Annotated in this window: 14 protein-coding genes; 7 read left to right on the forward strand and 7 right to left on the reverse strand. The window is 51.0% G+C overall.

What is annotated here, in order from left to right; genetic code table 11:
* Nucleotides 1–28: 28 nt before the first annotated feature.
* Both lepB and ACQY36_RS04605 read right to left on the reverse strand, forming a co-directional pair.
* The gene (gene lepB / locus ACQY36_RS04600) at nt 29–997 is read right to left on the reverse strand and encodes a signal peptidase I (RefSeq protein ID WP_428078035.1); all 969 of its coding nucleotides are present in this window, start codon (nt 995–997) and stop codon (nt 29–31) included.
* A gap of 12 nt (nt 998–1,009) precedes the next feature.
* The gene (locus ACQY36_RS04605) at nt 1,010–2,122 is read right to left on the reverse strand and encodes a glycosyltransferase (protein ID WP_428078037.1); all 1,113 of its coding nucleotides are present in this window, start codon (nt 2,120–2,122) and stop codon (nt 1,010–1,012) included.
* A 73-nt stretch (nt 2,123–2,195) separates the two neighbouring features.
* Here ACQY36_RS04605 and ACQY36_RS04610 point away from each other — a divergent pair, with 73 nt between their 5' ends.
* Complete coding sequence (locus ACQY36_RS04610) at nt 2,196–2,510, forward strand: hypothetical protein (RefSeq protein WP_428057432.1); 315 nt, start codon at nt 2,196–2,198, stop codon at nt 2,508–2,510.
* 146 nt (nt 2,511–2,656) lie between these two features.
* Here the strand turns inward: ACQY36_RS04610 and rd are convergent, their stop codons facing one another.
* The 5 genes from rd to tpx are packed head-to-tail and all read right to left on the reverse strand — an operon-like array spanning nt 2,657 to nt 5,542.
* The gene (gene rd, locus ACQY36_RS04615; RefSeq protein WP_428057430.1) at nt 2,657–2,818 is read right to left on the reverse strand and encodes a rubredoxin; all 162 of its coding nucleotides are present in this window, start codon (nt 2,816–2,818) and stop codon (nt 2,657–2,659) included.
* A 30-nt stretch (nt 2,819–2,848) separates the two neighbouring features.
* Nucleotides 2,849–3,361 carry a flavin reductase family protein gene (locus ACQY36_RS04620; protein ID WP_428070987.1) on the reverse strand — a complete coding sequence of 171 codons (513 nt, stop codon included), beginning with the start codon at nt 3,359–3,361 and terminating at the stop codon, nt 2,849–2,851.
* A gap of 12 nt (nt 3,362–3,373) precedes the next feature.
* Nucleotides 3,374–4,570: an FprA family A-type flavoprotein gene (locus tag ACQY36_RS04625; protein WP_428078039.1), complete on the reverse strand. Its 1,197-nt coding sequence runs from the start codon at nt 4,568–4,570 to the stop codon at nt 3,374–3,376.
* 59 nt (nt 4,571–4,629) lie between these two features.
* Entirely contained in the window at nt 4,630–5,016 is a 387-nt protein-coding gene (locus tag ACQY36_RS04630) for a desulfoferrodoxin (RefSeq protein ID WP_428078041.1), read from the reverse strand.
* A gap of 16 nt (nt 5,017–5,032) precedes the next feature.
* Nucleotides 5,033–5,542, reverse strand: a complete 510-nt coding sequence (gene tpx, locus ACQY36_RS04635; RefSeq protein ID WP_428078043.1) for a thiol peroxidase — start codon at nt 5,540–5,542, stop codon at nt 5,033–5,035.
* A 340-nt stretch (nt 5,543–5,882) separates the two neighbouring features.
* Between tpx and dnaA the strand changes: the two genes are divergently transcribed.
* The 6 genes from dnaA (at nt 5,883) to ACQY36_RS04665 (ending at nt 15,587) form a co-directional block, all read left to right on the forward strand.
* The gene (gene dnaA, locus ACQY36_RS04640; protein ID WP_428057420.1) at nt 5,883–7,253 is read left to right on the forward strand and encodes a chromosomal replication initiator protein DnaA; all 1,371 of its coding nucleotides are present in this window, start codon (nt 5,883–5,885) and stop codon (nt 7,251–7,253) included.
* A gap of 168 nt (nt 7,254–7,421) precedes the next feature.
* Complete coding sequence (gene dnaN, locus ACQY36_RS04645) at nt 7,422–8,531, forward strand: DNA polymerase III subunit beta (protein ID WP_428057418.1); 1,110 nt, start codon at nt 7,422–7,424, stop codon at nt 8,529–8,531.
* Nucleotides 8,531–8,827 (forward strand): DciA family protein, encoded by a 297-nt coding sequence (locus ACQY36_RS04650; protein ID WP_428070979.1) that lies wholly within the window; start codon nt 8,531–8,533, stop codon nt 8,825–8,827. The genes dnaN and ACQY36_RS04650 overlap by 1 nt, the downstream gene beginning before the upstream one ends.
* Nucleotides 8,828–8,868: 41 nt before the next feature.
* The gene (gyrB, locus tag ACQY36_RS04655; RefSeq protein WP_428070978.1) at nt 8,869–11,340 is read left to right on the forward strand and encodes a DNA topoisomerase (ATP-hydrolyzing) subunit B; all 2,472 of its coding nucleotides are present in this window, start codon (nt 8,869–8,871) and stop codon (nt 11,338–11,340) included.
* Between the two features lie 70 nt (nt 11,341–11,410).
* A complete protein-coding gene (gene gyrA / locus ACQY36_RS04660; RefSeq protein ID WP_428078045.1) occupies nt 11,411–13,930 on the forward strand; it encodes a DNA gyrase subunit A in 2,520 nt (839 codons plus the stop codon).
* A gap of 193 nt (nt 13,931–14,123) precedes the next feature.
* Entirely contained in the window at nt 14,124–15,587 is a 1,464-nt protein-coding gene (locus ACQY36_RS04665; protein WP_428078047.1) for an alpha-amylase family glycosyl hydrolase, read from the forward strand.
* Nucleotides 15,588–15,683: the final 96 nt, after the last annotated feature.

Consider the following 15,683-nt stretch of genomic DNA (forward strand, 5'->3'; position numbering starts at 1 on the left):
CGGTTCCGGTTTTCACGTGAAAACCAGACTATTTAATCCAGCGGATGCGGTTTAGCGGCCAGTGGACAAACCAGGCTTTTCCTTTGATATTTTCGCGCGGCACGGGGCCCCAGAAGCGGGAGTCGCAGGAATTGTCGCGGTTATCCCCCATGGCAAAATACGTGCCTTCCGGCACCGTTACCGGGCCAAACGAATCGCGCAGGTATAAGCCCAGGTAATTATCCAGTTGATGTTCCTGCCAGATTTTCTGGTATTGGGCTTGGTCTTCTTCTTCAAAATAAGGGGTGCGCTCCACGTTTTCATACACTTCATACGGCTGCTGCGGGAGGTCTTTCCCGTTTACCCAGGGACGTCCGTTTATAACCTGCACCGTATCCCCAGGCATAGCAATCACGCGTTTAACAAAATCCTTCCCGTATTGACTGCCGCCGCAGTTCTGCTGTTTGCGGTCTTTAGCCGGAAAGCGAAATACAATAATATCCCCGGGTTTAATCTCTTCAAACTCGCCAAAGCGGATATTTGTAAACGGAATACGGAAGCCGTAGGCCGCCTTATTGACAAAAAGATGGTCCCCTTCCACCAGCGTATAACGCATAGACGCAGAAGGAATTTTAAAAGCCTGGATAAAAAAGAACATAACAAACGAAGCCACAAAGCCCGCAAAATATACGGTATTGCTCCATTCCAGGTCCGCCTTCATCATCTGTTCCTGCTTTTTAGGTTCCGCTTTACGCGCCTTATAATAACCATATACGGCACATACCAGCGCAATCACGGCACCCAGCACAATTTTTCCTGTGCCAATCGGCTCCCCGGTTCCGCCCCCCATTACAAATGCCAGCACATATGCGGCACAGCCTAATATAATAAACAGGAAAGAAGCATGCCATCCCCCAAAAGCTTTGGGTGTGGATAACTTGCCTTTTTTCTTTAGAAAGCGCGTCCCTAAACTGAACGCATACATAATACAGGCTACGAGGAAAAGACGTTGTTCCATACAGGCTCCTAATTAAGCAGTTTTCACGTGAAAACTATTGTTTATAAGTTGTTGATAAATACTTTGATATTGCTTGGATGTATCTGTCATCCTTTTGGCTAAAGTCAGGGAATACCGCCCCATTTCAGCGCGCCGTTCCGGGCTGTCCGCCAGCTCCGCCATTAAACAGCTAAGCAGTGTTAAATCTCCCTTTTTAAATACAAAACCGTTTTTTCCGTGCTCTACCCACAGCGGCATATCTCCCGCATCACTGACCACACACGGCAGCCCCACACGCAACGCCTCCAACAAGGCAAGGGGCAGGGATTCCTCCACCGAAGGCAGTACAAATACATCCGCCATATTCAGCCAGTCGTTTATATTCGTTTGTTCCCCTGCCAGCAATACGGTTTGTTCCAGCTTATTTTGGCGGATAAACGCTTCCAGTTTTTCCCGTTCCGCGCCATCGCCCACATATACCAGCCGGGTAAACGGAAAGGAACGCAGTACGTTGCGAAAGGCCTGTAATAAGGTCAGCGGGTCTTTTACCGGGGCCAGGCGCGCTACGCTGATAAATACCGCATTGTCCGGCGTATAGCCGTACTTTTTCCGCATAGCGGCCCGCGCAGAAACATCGGGATAAAAAGCCTTTTCATCCGCCCCGTTGGGAAGCAAATAGACTTTATTCTTTTGGTATTTTTGTTTTTCCACCAAATACCGCGCGGTGGAAAAGGATTCGGCCACCGTTAAGGTATCCAAATCTTTCAGCAAACGGTCGGCCCAGCGCAGGGCAAAGTTCTTTTTGGATAAATCAAAATGAGGTGTGGTAATCAGTTTTATGCCCTTTCCGGCGCAGGCTGTGCGGGCATATTCAATTCCCCGGTACAACATGGCATGCACGATATCCGGCCGGAAGGCTTCTACCGCGGCCGAGAGTTTTTGAATAATGCGCATTTGTGAATACCACTGCATATTTAAAGACGCCACTTCCACCCCCGCCGCCTGCAATTCCCGGGCCACCGGGCCCAGCGGTTTAAGCGAAAGAACTTTTACCGTATGCTCTTTAGCCGTAAAAGCGGCCAGTTCCGCCAGCGCTTTTTCGGCGCCGCCTACGTCGGTAGAAGTGATGATGTATAAAATCTTCATATTCTTCATTATAGCAAGTTTGCGTCCTTACCGGAGAGGTCTTAAAATGGTATGTTTAAACTAGAGAATACTTATGAAAAAATTATCATTAGCCGCCTGCGCCTGCATTTTTTTAGCCGGCTGCGGATTATACGGCACCACCCAATACAATATCCGCCTGGATGCCCAGCAGGCCGACTTCAGCCGCCCCGAAGATTTAAAAATGGGCTCCACCTGTACGTTTTTAGTGCTGGGGTTTATTCCCTGGCCCTGGCATAAAACCAAAACGCCCGACACGCTTTTGGGCGCCCTCATCCAGGCCGACATTCACCAAGTGGTGTGGATAGACAGTACATATGATTATAAATTTACATATGCCTATTCCTGCAAAAATGTGTACGGTTATTAATTCTTTTTTTATAATCCCGGATAATGTTTAGCGTCCGGGATTTTTGACGGCTTCTGACAAAAACGGACTTCCCAAAAGAAGCCCGTTTTGTTTGTGTAAAAAAAATACTTAAAATTTAAGCATTTTTTTCAAAAACGCCCTAAAATTTAATTTTCAGGCTTGAACTGGTCCTTTCCTACCCCGCAAACGGGGCATACCCAGTCTTCTTTCACATCTTCCCATTTGGTTCCGGCCGGTACGCCGTTTTCCGGATCTCCCAAAGCGGGATCATACGTATAACCGCACACTTCACAAATATACTTTACCATAAGAGTTTACCTCCCCTTCTTTTTTATAATTTAAATATGCGTCGCGCCCGCAGGCGTTTTGCCTTTAATTACATCGTGATAGTACGCATACGTCAGCGCCGTGCCGTGAGGCTGAACGACACCTGCGTCCTTCACCGTGCCGATAAAAAGCGTATGCGTCCCGACGTCTACGGTTTGGCATACTTCCACTTCCATATACGAAAGCGTATGCTCCATTACCACGGGACAGCCCAAAAAACCCGTTTTATACGGCACTTTGGCGAATTTGTCAAACGTGCGTCCGGTGCGAAAACCAAACGTGCCGATAAAAGGCAGCGGGGTATTTTGTTCAAGCGGCATAGCGGCAAATACGCGGCTTTTTAAAATCATCTCGTGCGTAAGACTTTGTTTATTAACGGATATCGCCATCCGCGCGGGTTCGGCCGTTACCTGAAAAACGGTGTTTACAATCATTCCGTTTTTCTTTTCTCCGTCTACGGAAGTAACGATATAGAGCCCGTAAGTGATGTAATTCAGCCCTTCGTTAATGTCTTTTACCGCCATAGCCGCTCCCCGTTATTTTACTTTTTCCGCCAGTTTTTTACTGACGGCGAGGCCTAGTTCTTTACAGGCCAGCTTGATTTTTTCGTCGGGCACGAACGGAGACTTAATCGCCGGAGCGGCAATTTCCACGTTCATGCTTTCCAACATTTTGGTCAGCTCGTCCACCGGAGCGCCGTTCCAGCCGTACGAGCCGAACGCCGCGCCGACCAGCCCTTTTTTGCGAAGGCCTTTTAAATAGCACAGCACGTCGGCCATAGCCGGGAAAATCTGGCTGTTAAGCACCGGCGAGCCAATCAAGAGAGCGCTTGCATCCAACAGTTCGGTCGCCACGTCGCTTCTGTGATTGCTGTGCATGGAAAGCTGTTTTACTTCCGTACCGCCTTCGCGCAGGCCTTCGGTAATGTAATTGGCCATTTTTTCGGTGCTGCCCCACATCGTATCGTAGACGACGATCGCTTTGTTCTTCGGGGCCTGCGCCGCCCACTTGGCGTACAAATTGACAATTTTAGACGGATCCTTGCGCCACACAAAACCGTGGTCCGGCGCAATCATCCGGGGCGAAAGCCCCATCTTCTGCACCTGTGCCAGGAAGCGGAGCACAATGTCGGAATACGGAAGCACGATGTTGGCGTAATACTTTTCGGCTTCGTACATCCACAGCCGTTCTTCGTTTTCGTCGTCAAACAATTTGCCGGTGGCGTAGTGCATGCCGAATACGTCGTTGGTAAACAGGATATTTTCTTTTTCCAGATACGAAAACATACTGTCCGGCCAGTGCAGCATACGCGCTTCCACGAAAGAGATGGTGTCTCCCCCCACGTCAATGCGGTCGCCGGTTTTAACGGTTTTTAATTTTAAATCGCAGTGGAACTGGGCGGTAATGTCTTTAAAGCCCATATCCGACACGTACACTTCTTCGGGCTGGATGAGATTGACCGTCTGCGGAAGCGCGCCCGAATGGTCCATTTCCGAATGGTTGGAAATAATAATTTTAATTTTCTTGGGGTCAATTACGCTTTGGATGCGTTCCATCATTTCCCCGTAGAATTCTTTTTTGACGGTATCAATCAGCGTGGGTTTTTCCCCCATCACCAAATACGCGTTGTACGTCGTACCGCGCTTGGTGGAATACCCGTGGAAATCGCGAATGTTCCAATCAATCGCGCCCACCCAATATACATGTTCCGAAATTTTTACGGCTTCCATCATAAGAAGGATCTCCTGGAGTTAAATAAGCGCCCTCCCCTGCTGGAAGAGGGCGCGCCAAATTAATTTTCTTTCTGCCACAAACCGTGCAGGTTGCAATACTCGCGCGCGAGCACTTTGTCCGACTTGCTTTCAAATTCGGCTTCGGGCGCGTCGCCGGGTTTTAAATACTTGCGCTGCACTTTGCCGCATTTTTCGCAAATCAGTTCCACCCATTCAATATAATGCGCATCAATCATCGGGTGCGCCACACTGCCCACTTTAACGCGGTAGCCGCCTTCAATTTTTTCAATCACGGGCACGTGTTTTTCGGCCGCTCCGTCGGTAGTTCCGGGCACCTGCAGTTTCATGGGTTCGCCGCAGCACACCAGTTCTCCCGCGCCTGCGTGCACCACTTCCACTATGTTGCCGCAAACGGCGCATTTATAAATTTCGTTTATTTTCGTCATACAATACTCCCCCCGTTTATAACAATTTTTTTACTTCGTTTAATACTTCTTCGTAATCCGGCTCCTGCGTTACTTCCGGCACGAACTGGATATATTTTATTATACCTTCTTTATCCACCACAAACACGGCGCGCGTCAGCAAACCCAAATCTTCCAGCAAAACGCCATAGTCGCGCGCAAAGCCGTAATCGCGGTAATCGGATGCGGTCATCACTTTTTTTACGCCGTTGGCCGCACACCAGCGGGTCTGCGCAAAAGGCAGGTCGCGGCTGACGGTCAGCACGATAACGCCTTCCGGCAGCTTGTCCACTTCCATATTAAAGCGGCGCGTTTCCAGGCTGCACACCGGCGTATCCAGGGAAGGCACACAGGAGATGACCAGCACTTTGCCGTCAAAATCCGTCTTTTTGACCGTTTCCAGCGCATTGCCCGTAAGCATAAAATCGGGCGCCCGGTCTCCTGTTTTAAGGTCTTTCCCCGCCACTTTGGCCGGTAAACCGTTCATGGTAATTTTATCTCTTCCCATAGTATTTTCCTTATTAATAATTATTCCTATTAATATAGTATATAATATTTTCCCCTCCAGGTTCTTTTATTATATGTTCGCATCCCCCCTTGTACAAGCCTAAAAAGTAACTAGTTTTTAAAAACTGTGGATAACTTTGCAAAAGCAGGTTTGTTTCGTAAAAACTGAGTTTTTAAAGGACTAAACGGTTTTTTGGGGTTAGGGTAGCCAAAAAATCCAAAACCGTTAAATTACGCGTTTTAATTGGTTTAAACGCCATTTTTACATTTTAATCCATTGACCTGGGGCTGAATAAGTGGTAATATTAAAGAAATCCTTATCTTTATATGGCGGCATTATTGTGGACAATTTACAAGCTTATCCCCTGCTGGTTCCTATTTTTCAGGACATTGAAAATATTATAGGAAAAGATACATATGATATGTGGCTGCGCCCCGCACGCTTTTCGTACGAGGGCACCGTCCTGACCATTTCGCTGCCCAACCAGTTCTGGGGCAAAACCATCCGCGAGCGGTACCAGCATATTATTACGGACGCTTTTTTAAAACATTTGGGAGCGGAAATCTCCGTCGTGTACGACGTTGCCGCGCAGGATCCCGCCCCGGCGGTCAGCTCCGCGCAGGACGTTATCCCCGTGCGCCCGGTTCCCGCCGCCCCCGCGATAAAAAAGAATCCGTTTCCGTCGCGTTTGAATTCTTCGTACACGTTTGCGAATTTTATTGAATCGCCGTCCAACCGCTTCGCCTACAAAGCCGCCGAAGCCGTGGTGCACAAACTGGGCAACCGCGAAAACAACCCGCTGGTGATTTATTCTTCTCCGGGCCTGGGCAAAACCCACTTGCTTCACGCCATCGGCAACCAAATTTTAAAAGACAATCCCAACGCCAAAGTATTGTATATGTCCGGCGAGGAATTTGTCAGCGAATACATTGAAGCGCTGCAAAATAAATCATCCGAAAGCTTCCGCAAAAAATACCGTTCGCTGGACTGCTTTTTAATGGACGACATTCAATTCGTGGCCGGCAAAGCCGCCAGCGAAGTGGAATTTTTCTACACGTTTAACGCCCTTTTTGAAAGCCGCAAGCAGATTGTGCTGTCTTCGGACCGCACGCCGCAGCAGCTGGATTTGGACGAACGCCTTTCCTCGCGTCTGCTGTCCGGCATTATCGCCGAAGTCAAGCGGCCCAGCCTGGAAACCCGCATCGCGATTCTGCGCCAAAAACGCGAATCCATCAATTTTGACATCGGCGACGACGTACTCTCTTTTATCGCCGAAGGCATACAAACCAATATCCGCGAGCTGGAAGGCTCCCTGTTCCGCTTGGTGGCCTACTGCGGAATGCACGGCGTAACGCCCACCATCGCTATCGCCAAAGAGCTGCTGGCCGATATTCTGGTGAGCGAAACCGATTTATCCATTAACGTAAATTCCATCAAAAAAGTAGTCGGCAAACATTTTAACATTAAGATGGAAGATTTTAATTCCAAACGCAAAACGCAGTCCATCGCGTGGCCGCGCCAGATAGCGATGTTCCTGGCCACGGAACTGACGGACCTGTCTTTGCCGGAAATCGGGCGGGAATTCAACCGCGACCACAGCACCGTCGTGCACGCGCGCGACGTAGTAAAAGAAAAAGTGGCGGCGGACCCGTTCTTTGCGGCCGAAATCAACCAGGTTATCCTGGATATTAAGGCTGTGGATAAAAAGTAAAAAACGGTGGATAAGCAGTTTATAAAACCCCAAAACGGCGGGTAACATTTTTGGCGGTGGATGATGTGGACAAAACAAGCAGGTTATGCACAGCCAAGGCCTGCGGCCTGTATAGGGCAAATCACACTATCCACACCATAAACAGGACATATTAATAGGGATTAAGATATGAAAATAAATATTACTAAAGCAACCTTTTTGGAAGGCATACAGATTGTGTCCGCGGGCGTATCGTCCCGGACCACGCTGCCCATCCTGCACAACTTCCTGATGGAGGCGCACGGCAATAAGTTAAAACTCGTCCGCACCGATATGGAAATGGCCACCGTCCACTACGTCAACGCCGAAGTGGAAGAAGAAGGCAGCATCACCGTCCCGATAAAAGAATTTTCCGACATCATCAAAAACCTTCCCGATGATAAAGAAATCAATCTCTACAGCGACGAAAACAACAAATTTCATATCAAATCCGGCAAAAGCAAATTTTGGGTGATTGGAACCCCCAAGTCGGAATATCCCGCCATCCCCGAAGTGGAACGCGCCAACAGCGTGTCCCTGGATCCGCTGGAGCTGCAGCAGATGATTGAACGCACCGCGTTTTCCGCCTCCACGCAGGAAACCCGCTATATTTTAAACGGTTTGCTGTGGAACAATACCGCGGACAAGTTTGAAATCGTCGCCACCGACGGCGGACGCCTGGCCGTGGCCACGCACGCGGCGCTGCCGGGAAGCAAAGAATTTAAAATCATCATCCCGACTAAAATTTTAAACGAAGTCTGCCGCTATATCGGCATCGCCAAACCCGGCAAAGACAGCAAAATTGAAGTAAACGTTTCGTCCAACCAGGTCAGCTTTATGATGAACGAAACCACGTTTATTTCCCGCTTGATTGAAGGCAACTTCCCGAACTATAACCAGGTAATTCCGACGAAGAAAAACATTTCGTTTGAGGTGTTTGACAAAGAACTTTTGGCCTCCACCCGCCGCGCCGCTTTGTGCGCCGGCGAGTTTGGCAGCGTGGTCAAATACAAACTGGAAAACAACGCGTTGACGGTTTCTTCCAATTCGCAGAATATGGAATTTACCGACGAACTGCCCGTGGAATACACGCAGGAAGCGTTTGACGCGGCCTTCAACCCGCAATATATTATTGACGTACTGAAAAACATTTCTGCGGAGAAAGTGTCTTTCTCGTTTATCAACGCGTCTCAGCCGGTGCTGATTGAGCCCGTGGGCGACGCGACGTTCAAGTACGTCATTATGCCCGTGAGAGCGTAATGAAGTTTGGCCAAAAACCCAGAAAAGAATGGCGCTCCAGCCAGGAATTGGACCGCAGTTATAATCCGCTGAACCGACGGCTGAACCGCCTGATGATTTTGGACCACGTCTGGAATCAGCTGGTGGGAAACAAAAACCGGTTTTGGGTGCTCAAGGCTGTTAAAGAAGATACGCTCTACGTGCAGGTAAAAATTTCGGTGGCGCGGAACGAACTGATCGCGCGCCGCCGCCAGCTGATTACGGAACTTAATAAACATTTTGACGAGCCGTGGATTGGCAAAATAGAAATTCAGTAGTTTTGTATTTTTTTAGAAGTATTTTCACTAAGGAGTTTTGAATGACTGACGAACAGAAAGAGAAGGATTACGATTCTTCCAAAATTACCGTTTTAGAAGGGTTGGAAGCGGTCCGCAAACGCCCGGCCATGTACATTGGCTCCACCGGGCTTCCCGGCCTGCACCACCTGGTGTATGAAGTGGTGGATAACTCCGTGGACGAAATTTTGGCCGGCGGCGCCACCACCATTACCGTTACGATTAAAGACGATATGACCTGCTCCATCCAGGACGACGGCCGCGGTATTCCCGTGGACCCGATGAAAAACGCCAAGGACCCCAAACTTCGCAATAAATCCGCCCTGGAAGTCGTGATGACCGTACTGCACGCCGGCGGTAAGTTTGACAGCGGCGCCTATAAAGTGTCCGGCGGTCTGCACGGCGTGGGCGTATCCTGCGTCAACGCGCTTTCCGAAACGATGGAAGTGGAAGTAAGAAAAGACGGCCACGTCTATTATCAGTGCTACCACCGCGGCAAACCCGAAGAAGCCGTAAAAATCGTAGGCGATACGAATGAACACGGTACGAAAGTAACCTTCCACGCCGATAAAGAAATTTTCGGCGAGCTGGCTTTTTCGTATGAAACCATCGGCAACCGCCTGCGCGAACTCGCGTTTTTAAACGCGGGCGTAAAAATTATTTACACCGACGAGCGCAAAGAAGACAATCAAACCGTTACCTTCCACTTTGAAGGCGGCATCGCGCAGTTTGTAAAGTATTTAAACACGAACAAAACCGTCATTAATCCGGAACCCATTTACCTGACCAAGGAAGTGGGGGATAATTATATTTCGTTTGCCATCCAGTACAACGAAAGCTATTCCGAAAACGTGTTTTCGTTCGTCAACAACATCCACACGATTGAAGGCGGTACGCATTTAAGCGGTTTCAGAAGCTCTTTAACGCGTATCATCAACGAATACATCAAGAACAACAATCTTTCCAAACACAAAGACATTTCCGTGGGCGGCGACGATATCAAAGAAGGCTTAACCGCCGTCTTGTCCGTCAAAATTCCGCACCCGCAGTTTGAAGGCCAGACCAAAACCAAACTCGGCAACTCGGAAGTGGAAGGCATCGTTCGCTCCGTGGTGGGCGAAACGCTGTCCACCTTTTTTGAAGAAAACCCCAAAACGGCCCGCGCCATCTGCGAAAAATGCGTCGGCGCCGCCGTGGCCCGCGAAGCCGCCCGCAAAGCGCGCGATTTAACCCGCCGCAAAGGCGCGCTAGAAGGGGGGGGACTGCCCGGCAAACTGGCGGACTGCCAGGAACGCGATTCGGCCAAGTGCGAGCTTTTCCTCGTAGAAGGCGACTCGGCCGGCGGTTCGGCCAAACAGGGGCGCGACCGCGTGTTCCAGGCCATTTTGCCGCTGCGCGGTAAAATTTTAAACGTGGAAAAAGCCCCGCTGGTGAAAATTCTCTCCAGCGACACCGTGCGCGACCTGATTGCCGCGGTGGGCACCGGGGTCGGCGAAGGGGACGGCGGTTTTGATATTTCCAAACTCCGCTACCACAAAATCATCCTGATGGCTGATGCCGATGTGGACGGACAGCACATTTCCACCCTGCTTTTAACGTTCTTCTACCGCCAGTTGAAACCGTTGATTGACGGCGGACACATTTATTTGGCGCAGCCGCCGCTTTATAAAGTGAAAAAAGGCAAAATGGAACAGTATTTGCAGACGGAAGACCAAATGCAGCAGTGGCTGATGAGAGAAGGCCTGGCCACCGTTACGGTAACCGACGTCAAGAAAAACGAAGCCCTGAACGCGGAGCAGTTAAAAGACCTGCTTAAAATTCTGCGCGACGTGGAAGACATTTTGGGCAAGCTGGAAATTAAGAATATTACGCTGGCCGATTTTATGGCGTTTCTGTCCGAAGGCAAAGTGCCGGTATACCGCATTCCGCTCAAAAGCGGCGGGTTCCGCTACTTCTATGCGGAACAGGAATACCGCGAGTACGAAGACCAGTATATGCAGGAAAAACGCGAAGAACTCGCGGCCGACGGCGTGGACGTGTCCGCCGTCAGCAACGACAGCCTGATTCCCGAACACCAGAGCCTGTTTGAATTCGGCAAACTGCTGGCCGATGAAAAGAAGATGGAAGCTTTCGGCTTTACCTTCGCGCAGTATCCCGTCATCCAAAGCGAAAAGGACCGCATTAACCCGCTGTTTAAAGTAAACAACGGCAAAACGGATGAACTGGTGTACAGCCTGGCGGAACTCTTGCAGGCGGTAAAAGAAGCCGCTTCCGCGGGCGCGAGCATCCAGCGCTACAAAGGTCTCGGTGAAATGAACCCCGAACAACTGTGGGAAACCACGATGGATCCGGCCAAACGCAAACTTATCCAGGTAAAAATCAACGACGCGGCCGACACCGAACAGGCGTTCACCATGCTGATGGGCGACCGCGTGGAACCGCGCCGCGACTTCATCCAGTCCCACGCCCTGGAAGTAAAGAACTTGGACATTTAACCCACCGCGCCCGGGGCGTTTAACCAACCCCGGCGCGGAAACGATTTATCCGTATCAGGAGATATTTTTAATGAGCGAAGAAATGAACAACCAGCCCCAAGCCCAAAACGCCAACGTGGACTTGTTCGGCGATATCCAACAGCGCGACATCGCGGGAGAAATGCGTTCGTATTACATTGACTACGCGATGAGCGTTATCGTCGGGCGCGCCCTGCCCGACGTGCGCGACGGCTTAAAACCCGTACACCGCCGCGTGTTGTATTCCATGAACGAAATGGGCTTGAAATATAACAAAGCCTACAAAAAATCCGCCCGTGTGGTGGGCGACGTGCTGGGTAAATACCACCCGCACGGCGACATCGCCGTGTACGATACGCTTGTGCGTATGGTGCAGGACTTTTCCCTTAGAAAACCGTTAATTGACGGCCAGGGTAACTTCGGTTCTATTGACGGAGACTCTGCCGCCGCCATGCGTTACACCGAGTGCCGCCTGCAGCGCATTTCCGAAGAAATGCTGGGCGATTTGGATAAAGACACCGTCAAAATGATTCCCAACTACGACGGATCCTTAACCGAACCCTCCGTGCTGCCGGCCAAACTGCCCGCGCTGCTCGTCAACGGTTCGTCCGGTATCGCGGTAGGTATGGCCACCAATATTCCGACCCATAACCTGGGCGAAGTGTGCGACGGCATCATCGCCTACATCCAAAACCCCGATATTTCCACCAAGGATATGATGAAAATCATCAAGGGGCCCGACTTTCCGACCGGCGCCATCATCCGCGGCACCAAAGGCATTTACGAATACTTTGAAACCGGCCACGGAAGCGTAAAGGTGCAGGCCACCACGGAAATTGAAGAACGCAAAAACGGCCGCGAAGCCATTATCGTTACCGCCATTCCGTACCAGGTGAACAAAACGTCGCTGATTGAGAGCATCGTGGCGCTGGTGCGCGATAAAAAAGTCACCGATATTTCCGACATCCGCGACGAGTCGGACAGACGCGGCATGCGCCTGGTAATTGAAGTAAAACGCGACGGCAACGCCCAGGTGGTGCTGAACCATTTGTATAAACACACCCAGCTGCAGACGTCTTTCCCCGTCAATATGCTGGCGATTGTGGACGGCCGCCCGCGCGTGCTTTCGCTGAAAGAAGTGATGAAAGCCTATGTAAAGCACCGCCGCGAAATTGTTACCAACCGCACGAAATTTGATTTAAACAAAGCGCAGAAACGCGAACACATCTTAAACGGCTTATTGATCGCGATTGCGAATATGGACGAAGTGGTTGCCATCATCCGCAAAGCCAAAGACCCGACCGAAGCCAAATTTACGTTGATGACGCGTTTTTCGCTGTCCGAGGTACAGGCCCAGGCCATTCTGGATATGCGCCTGCACCAGCTGACGCAGCTGTCCGCCCTCGCGATTGAAAACGAGCGCAAAGACCTGTTGAAACTGATTGAAGAGCTCCAGTCTATTCTGGGCAACCCCCAGCGCATTTTGGACATTATTGTGGAAGAGCTCCAGGAACTGAAAAAAGACTACGGCGATCCCCGCCGCACCGAAATCGGCGCCGATATGACGGACTTCTCTATGGAAGATTTGATTGAGAAAGAGGACGTCGTCATCACCATTTCCAACGACGGTTACGCCAAACGCATTCCGCTTTCCACCTACAAGAGCCAGAACCGCGGCGGAAAAGGCATCATCGGCAGCAAAACGAAGGAAGAAGACTTTATGGAACACCTCTTTATCACTTCGTCTCACGCTACGATTTTGATGTTTACCAACCGCGGCCGCGTGTTCGCCCTGCGGGCGTTTGAAATTCCGGAAGGAAACCGCATGTCCAAGGGCAAAGCGATTGTAAACCTTCTGCAGCTGACCGGCGAAGAAAAAGTAACCTCCGCCGTGGCGATAGAAGACTTTGACCCCAAACACTGTGATAACACGTATCTCACGATGTGCACCCGCTTCGGCAGCATCAAACGCGTGGAACTCTGCGAGTTTGCCAATATCCGCCGCTCGGGCATTATCGCCATCGGCCTGGAAGAAGGCGACGTGCTGGTGGGCGTACAAACCACCTACGGCAAGTCCGACATTATCGTAGCCACGAAAAACGGCAAATCCATCCGGTTTGACGAAAACCAGGTGCGCTGCATGGGCCGCCCGGCCAAAGGCGTGCGCGCCATCAACCTGGCCCAGGGCGACGTAGTGGTGGGTATGGAACATGCGCCGTCGGACCAGCCCCAGCCGGACGTGCTGTCCGTCTGCGAAAACGGCTTCGGCAAACGCACCGAGTTCAGCGAATACAAACGCCAGAACCGCGGCGGGATGGGCGTCATCACCATTAAAACGAGCGCCCGGAACGGCTCCGTCGTCGGCATTAAGCTGGTGGACGAAAGCAAAGACCTGATGATCGTTACCGAAAAAGGGATGACCATCCGCGTCCGCTGCGCCGACATCCGCTCCGTCAGCCGCAACGCCCAGGGCGTTACGCTGGCGAAGCTGGAAGAAGGGGACAAAATCGCCCGCATCGCTCCGGTCGTTAAAGAGGAAGAGGCGTGCGAGGTGGAAGAAGAAGCCAAATAAAGTTGTTCTTCCGTCCTGAAATTTACTTCCGCCTCCTGCTTTGGGGGCGGAAGTTTTTTGTGCCCGCCCGTGTGTTTGTGTCCGGCCGAAAAAGGGGGATAAACCCGTGTAAACCCCGGTTGGTTACCGCGCGGTAAAAAAAGGTTTACAACCGTCCCGTAAAGTGCTATAAAAATAATAGGGGAAATACGTTATGAGGACAAATCCGCATATTTTAGAAATCAATACGCGTTCCTGGCTCAAACGCCTGGAAACGCAGTATGGGCGTCGCTTCACGTTGGCCGACATTCCGCAGGAACAGTGGAATCAGGTCAAAGAAGCAGGGTTTGACGCCATTTGGTTTATGGGGGTATGGAAACTGAGTCCGTCCGCGCAGAAAATCGCGCGGGAAAACAAAGAAATACAGGACCAAATCCGCGCCATTAAACCCGATTTCAAACCGGAAGACATCACCGCCTCGCCGTACGCCGTGTACGAATACGAAGTGGATGATGTGTTTGGCGGCAACGCCGCACTGGCCGCGCTGCGCGCCCAGCTCAACGGGTTAGGAATCAGTCTGCTGTTGGACTTTGTGGGCAATCATACGGCCATTGACAGCCCGACCGTCACTTCCGATCCCGATTTATACATCAACACCGGCACGCAGGAGCCGCACGCGCACAAAGACTGGTTTTTTAAAAACGCGAACGGCGTGTATATCGCGCACGGACGCGACCCGTATTTTGCGCCGTGGACGGATACCGCCCAGCTGAATTATTTTAATCCCAAAACGCGCGAATTTATGCTGGCCAATCTGGAGCGCGTCGCCAATTTGTGCGACGGCGTGCGCTGCGATATGGCGATGCTGATGCTGAGCAAAGTCCACCGCGACACGTGGTGGGAATTTATCGGCGGTACGCTGCCCAAAGAAGAATTTTGGCGCGAAGCCCTGACGGCCGTGCATGAAAAACACCCCGAATTTATTTTTATTGCCGAAGTGTATTGGGGCCTGGAATGGGATATTCAGGAACTGGGGTTTGATTACACGTACGATAAAGTGCTCTACGACCGGCTGCGCTTTTCCAATCCGGAAAACATCAAAGGTCACCTGGGCGCGGAACACCTGTTTCAGATGCGTTCCATCCGCTTTACGGCCAATCACGACGAGGAAGAAAGCTTAAAAGCGTTCGGAAAAGAAAAATCGCTGGCGGCCAGCACCATCATCGCCACCCTGCCCGGCGCGCGTATGTTCCATCTGTTCCAGCTGCTTGGGCGCCCGGCGCGTATGCCGATTCAGTACATCAACGACGATTTCCAGGAAAACAAAGAGGTGCTGGAGTATTACACCAACCTCCTGCGTATTGCGTCGGACCCGGCTTTCCACGGCGGGCAGTGGTCTTTGCGCGACGTGGCTCCGGCCGAAATGGGCAACGACACCAACCGCAATATCCTGGCCTGGCAGTGGAAACAAATGAATACGGGCAAGCTGATTGTGATTAACTACAGCGGCGCACCGGCCAAAGGGCGTTTGTCCATGAAAGGGGTGTACGGCTCCGGCAACGGGATTGTGGAGGAACTGACCGGCCAGAAAATAACTGTTACGCCGGAAATGCTTTCCCAGGGCTGCGAGCTCAACTTAAAACCGTATGAAAGCAAGATATTTACTTACGCCGTCTGACAGCTTTTGCGTGTTTACAAACCCCGCCGAGCCGGCGGGGTTTTTTGTATGTTGTGAAAACCCCCAGCTAGGCTGGGGGTTCGGTTTAGGTTACAC

The organism is Candidatus Avelusimicrobium alvi (genome assembly GCF_958451995.1).
Taxonomy (GTDB): Bacteria; Elusimicrobiota; Elusimicrobia; order Elusimicrobiales; family Elusimicrobiaceae; genus Avelusimicrobium; species Avelusimicrobium alvi.

Coding starts and splice junctions, on each gene's coding strand:
- rd (WP_428057430.1), bottom strand. CDS start 2,818: ATGGTAAAGTATATTTGTGAAGTGTGCGGTTATACGTATGATCCCGCT.
- ACQY36_RS04630 (WP_428078041.1), bottom strand. CDS start 5,016: ATGACGAAAATAAACGAAATTTATAAATGCGCCGTTTGCGGCAACATA.
- ACQY36_RS04650 (WP_428070979.1), top strand. CDS start 8,531: ATGAAGTTTGGCCAAAAACCCAGAAAAGAATGGCGCTCCAGCCAGGAA.
- ACQY36_RS04610 (WP_428057432.1), top strand. CDS start 2,196: ATGAAAAAATTATCATTAGCCGCCTGCGCCTGCATTTTTTTAGCCGGC.
- ACQY36_RS04665 (WP_428078047.1), top strand. CDS start 14,124: ATGAGGACAAATCCGCATATTTTAGAAATCAATACGCGTTCCTGGCTC.
- gyrB (WP_428070978.1), top strand. CDS start 8,869: ATGACTGACGAACAGAAAGAGAAGGATTACGATTCTTCCAAAATTACC.
- ACQY36_RS04620 (WP_428070987.1), bottom strand. CDS start 3,361: ATGGCGGTAAAAGACATTAACGAAGGGCTGAATTACATCACTTACGGG.
- dnaN (WP_428057418.1), top strand. CDS start 7,422: ATGAAAATAAATATTACTAAAGCAACCTTTTTGGAAGGCATACAGATT.
- lepB (WP_428078035.1), bottom strand. CDS start 997: ATGGAACAACGTCTTTTCCTCGTAGCCTGTATTATGTATGCGTTCAGT.
- gyrA (WP_428078045.1), top strand. CDS start 11,411: ATGAGCGAAGAAATGAACAACCAGCCCCAAGCCCAAAACGCCAACGTG.
- ACQY36_RS04625 (WP_428078039.1), bottom strand. CDS start 4,570: ATGATGGAAGCCGTAAAAATTTCGGAACATGTATATTGGGTGGGCGCG.
- tpx (WP_428078043.1), bottom strand. CDS start 5,542: ATGGGAAGAGATAAAATTACCATGAACGGTTTACCGGCCAAAGTGGCG.
- ACQY36_RS04605 (WP_428078037.1), bottom strand. CDS start 2,122: ATGAAGATTTTATACATCATCACTTCTACCGACGTAGGCGGCGCCGAA.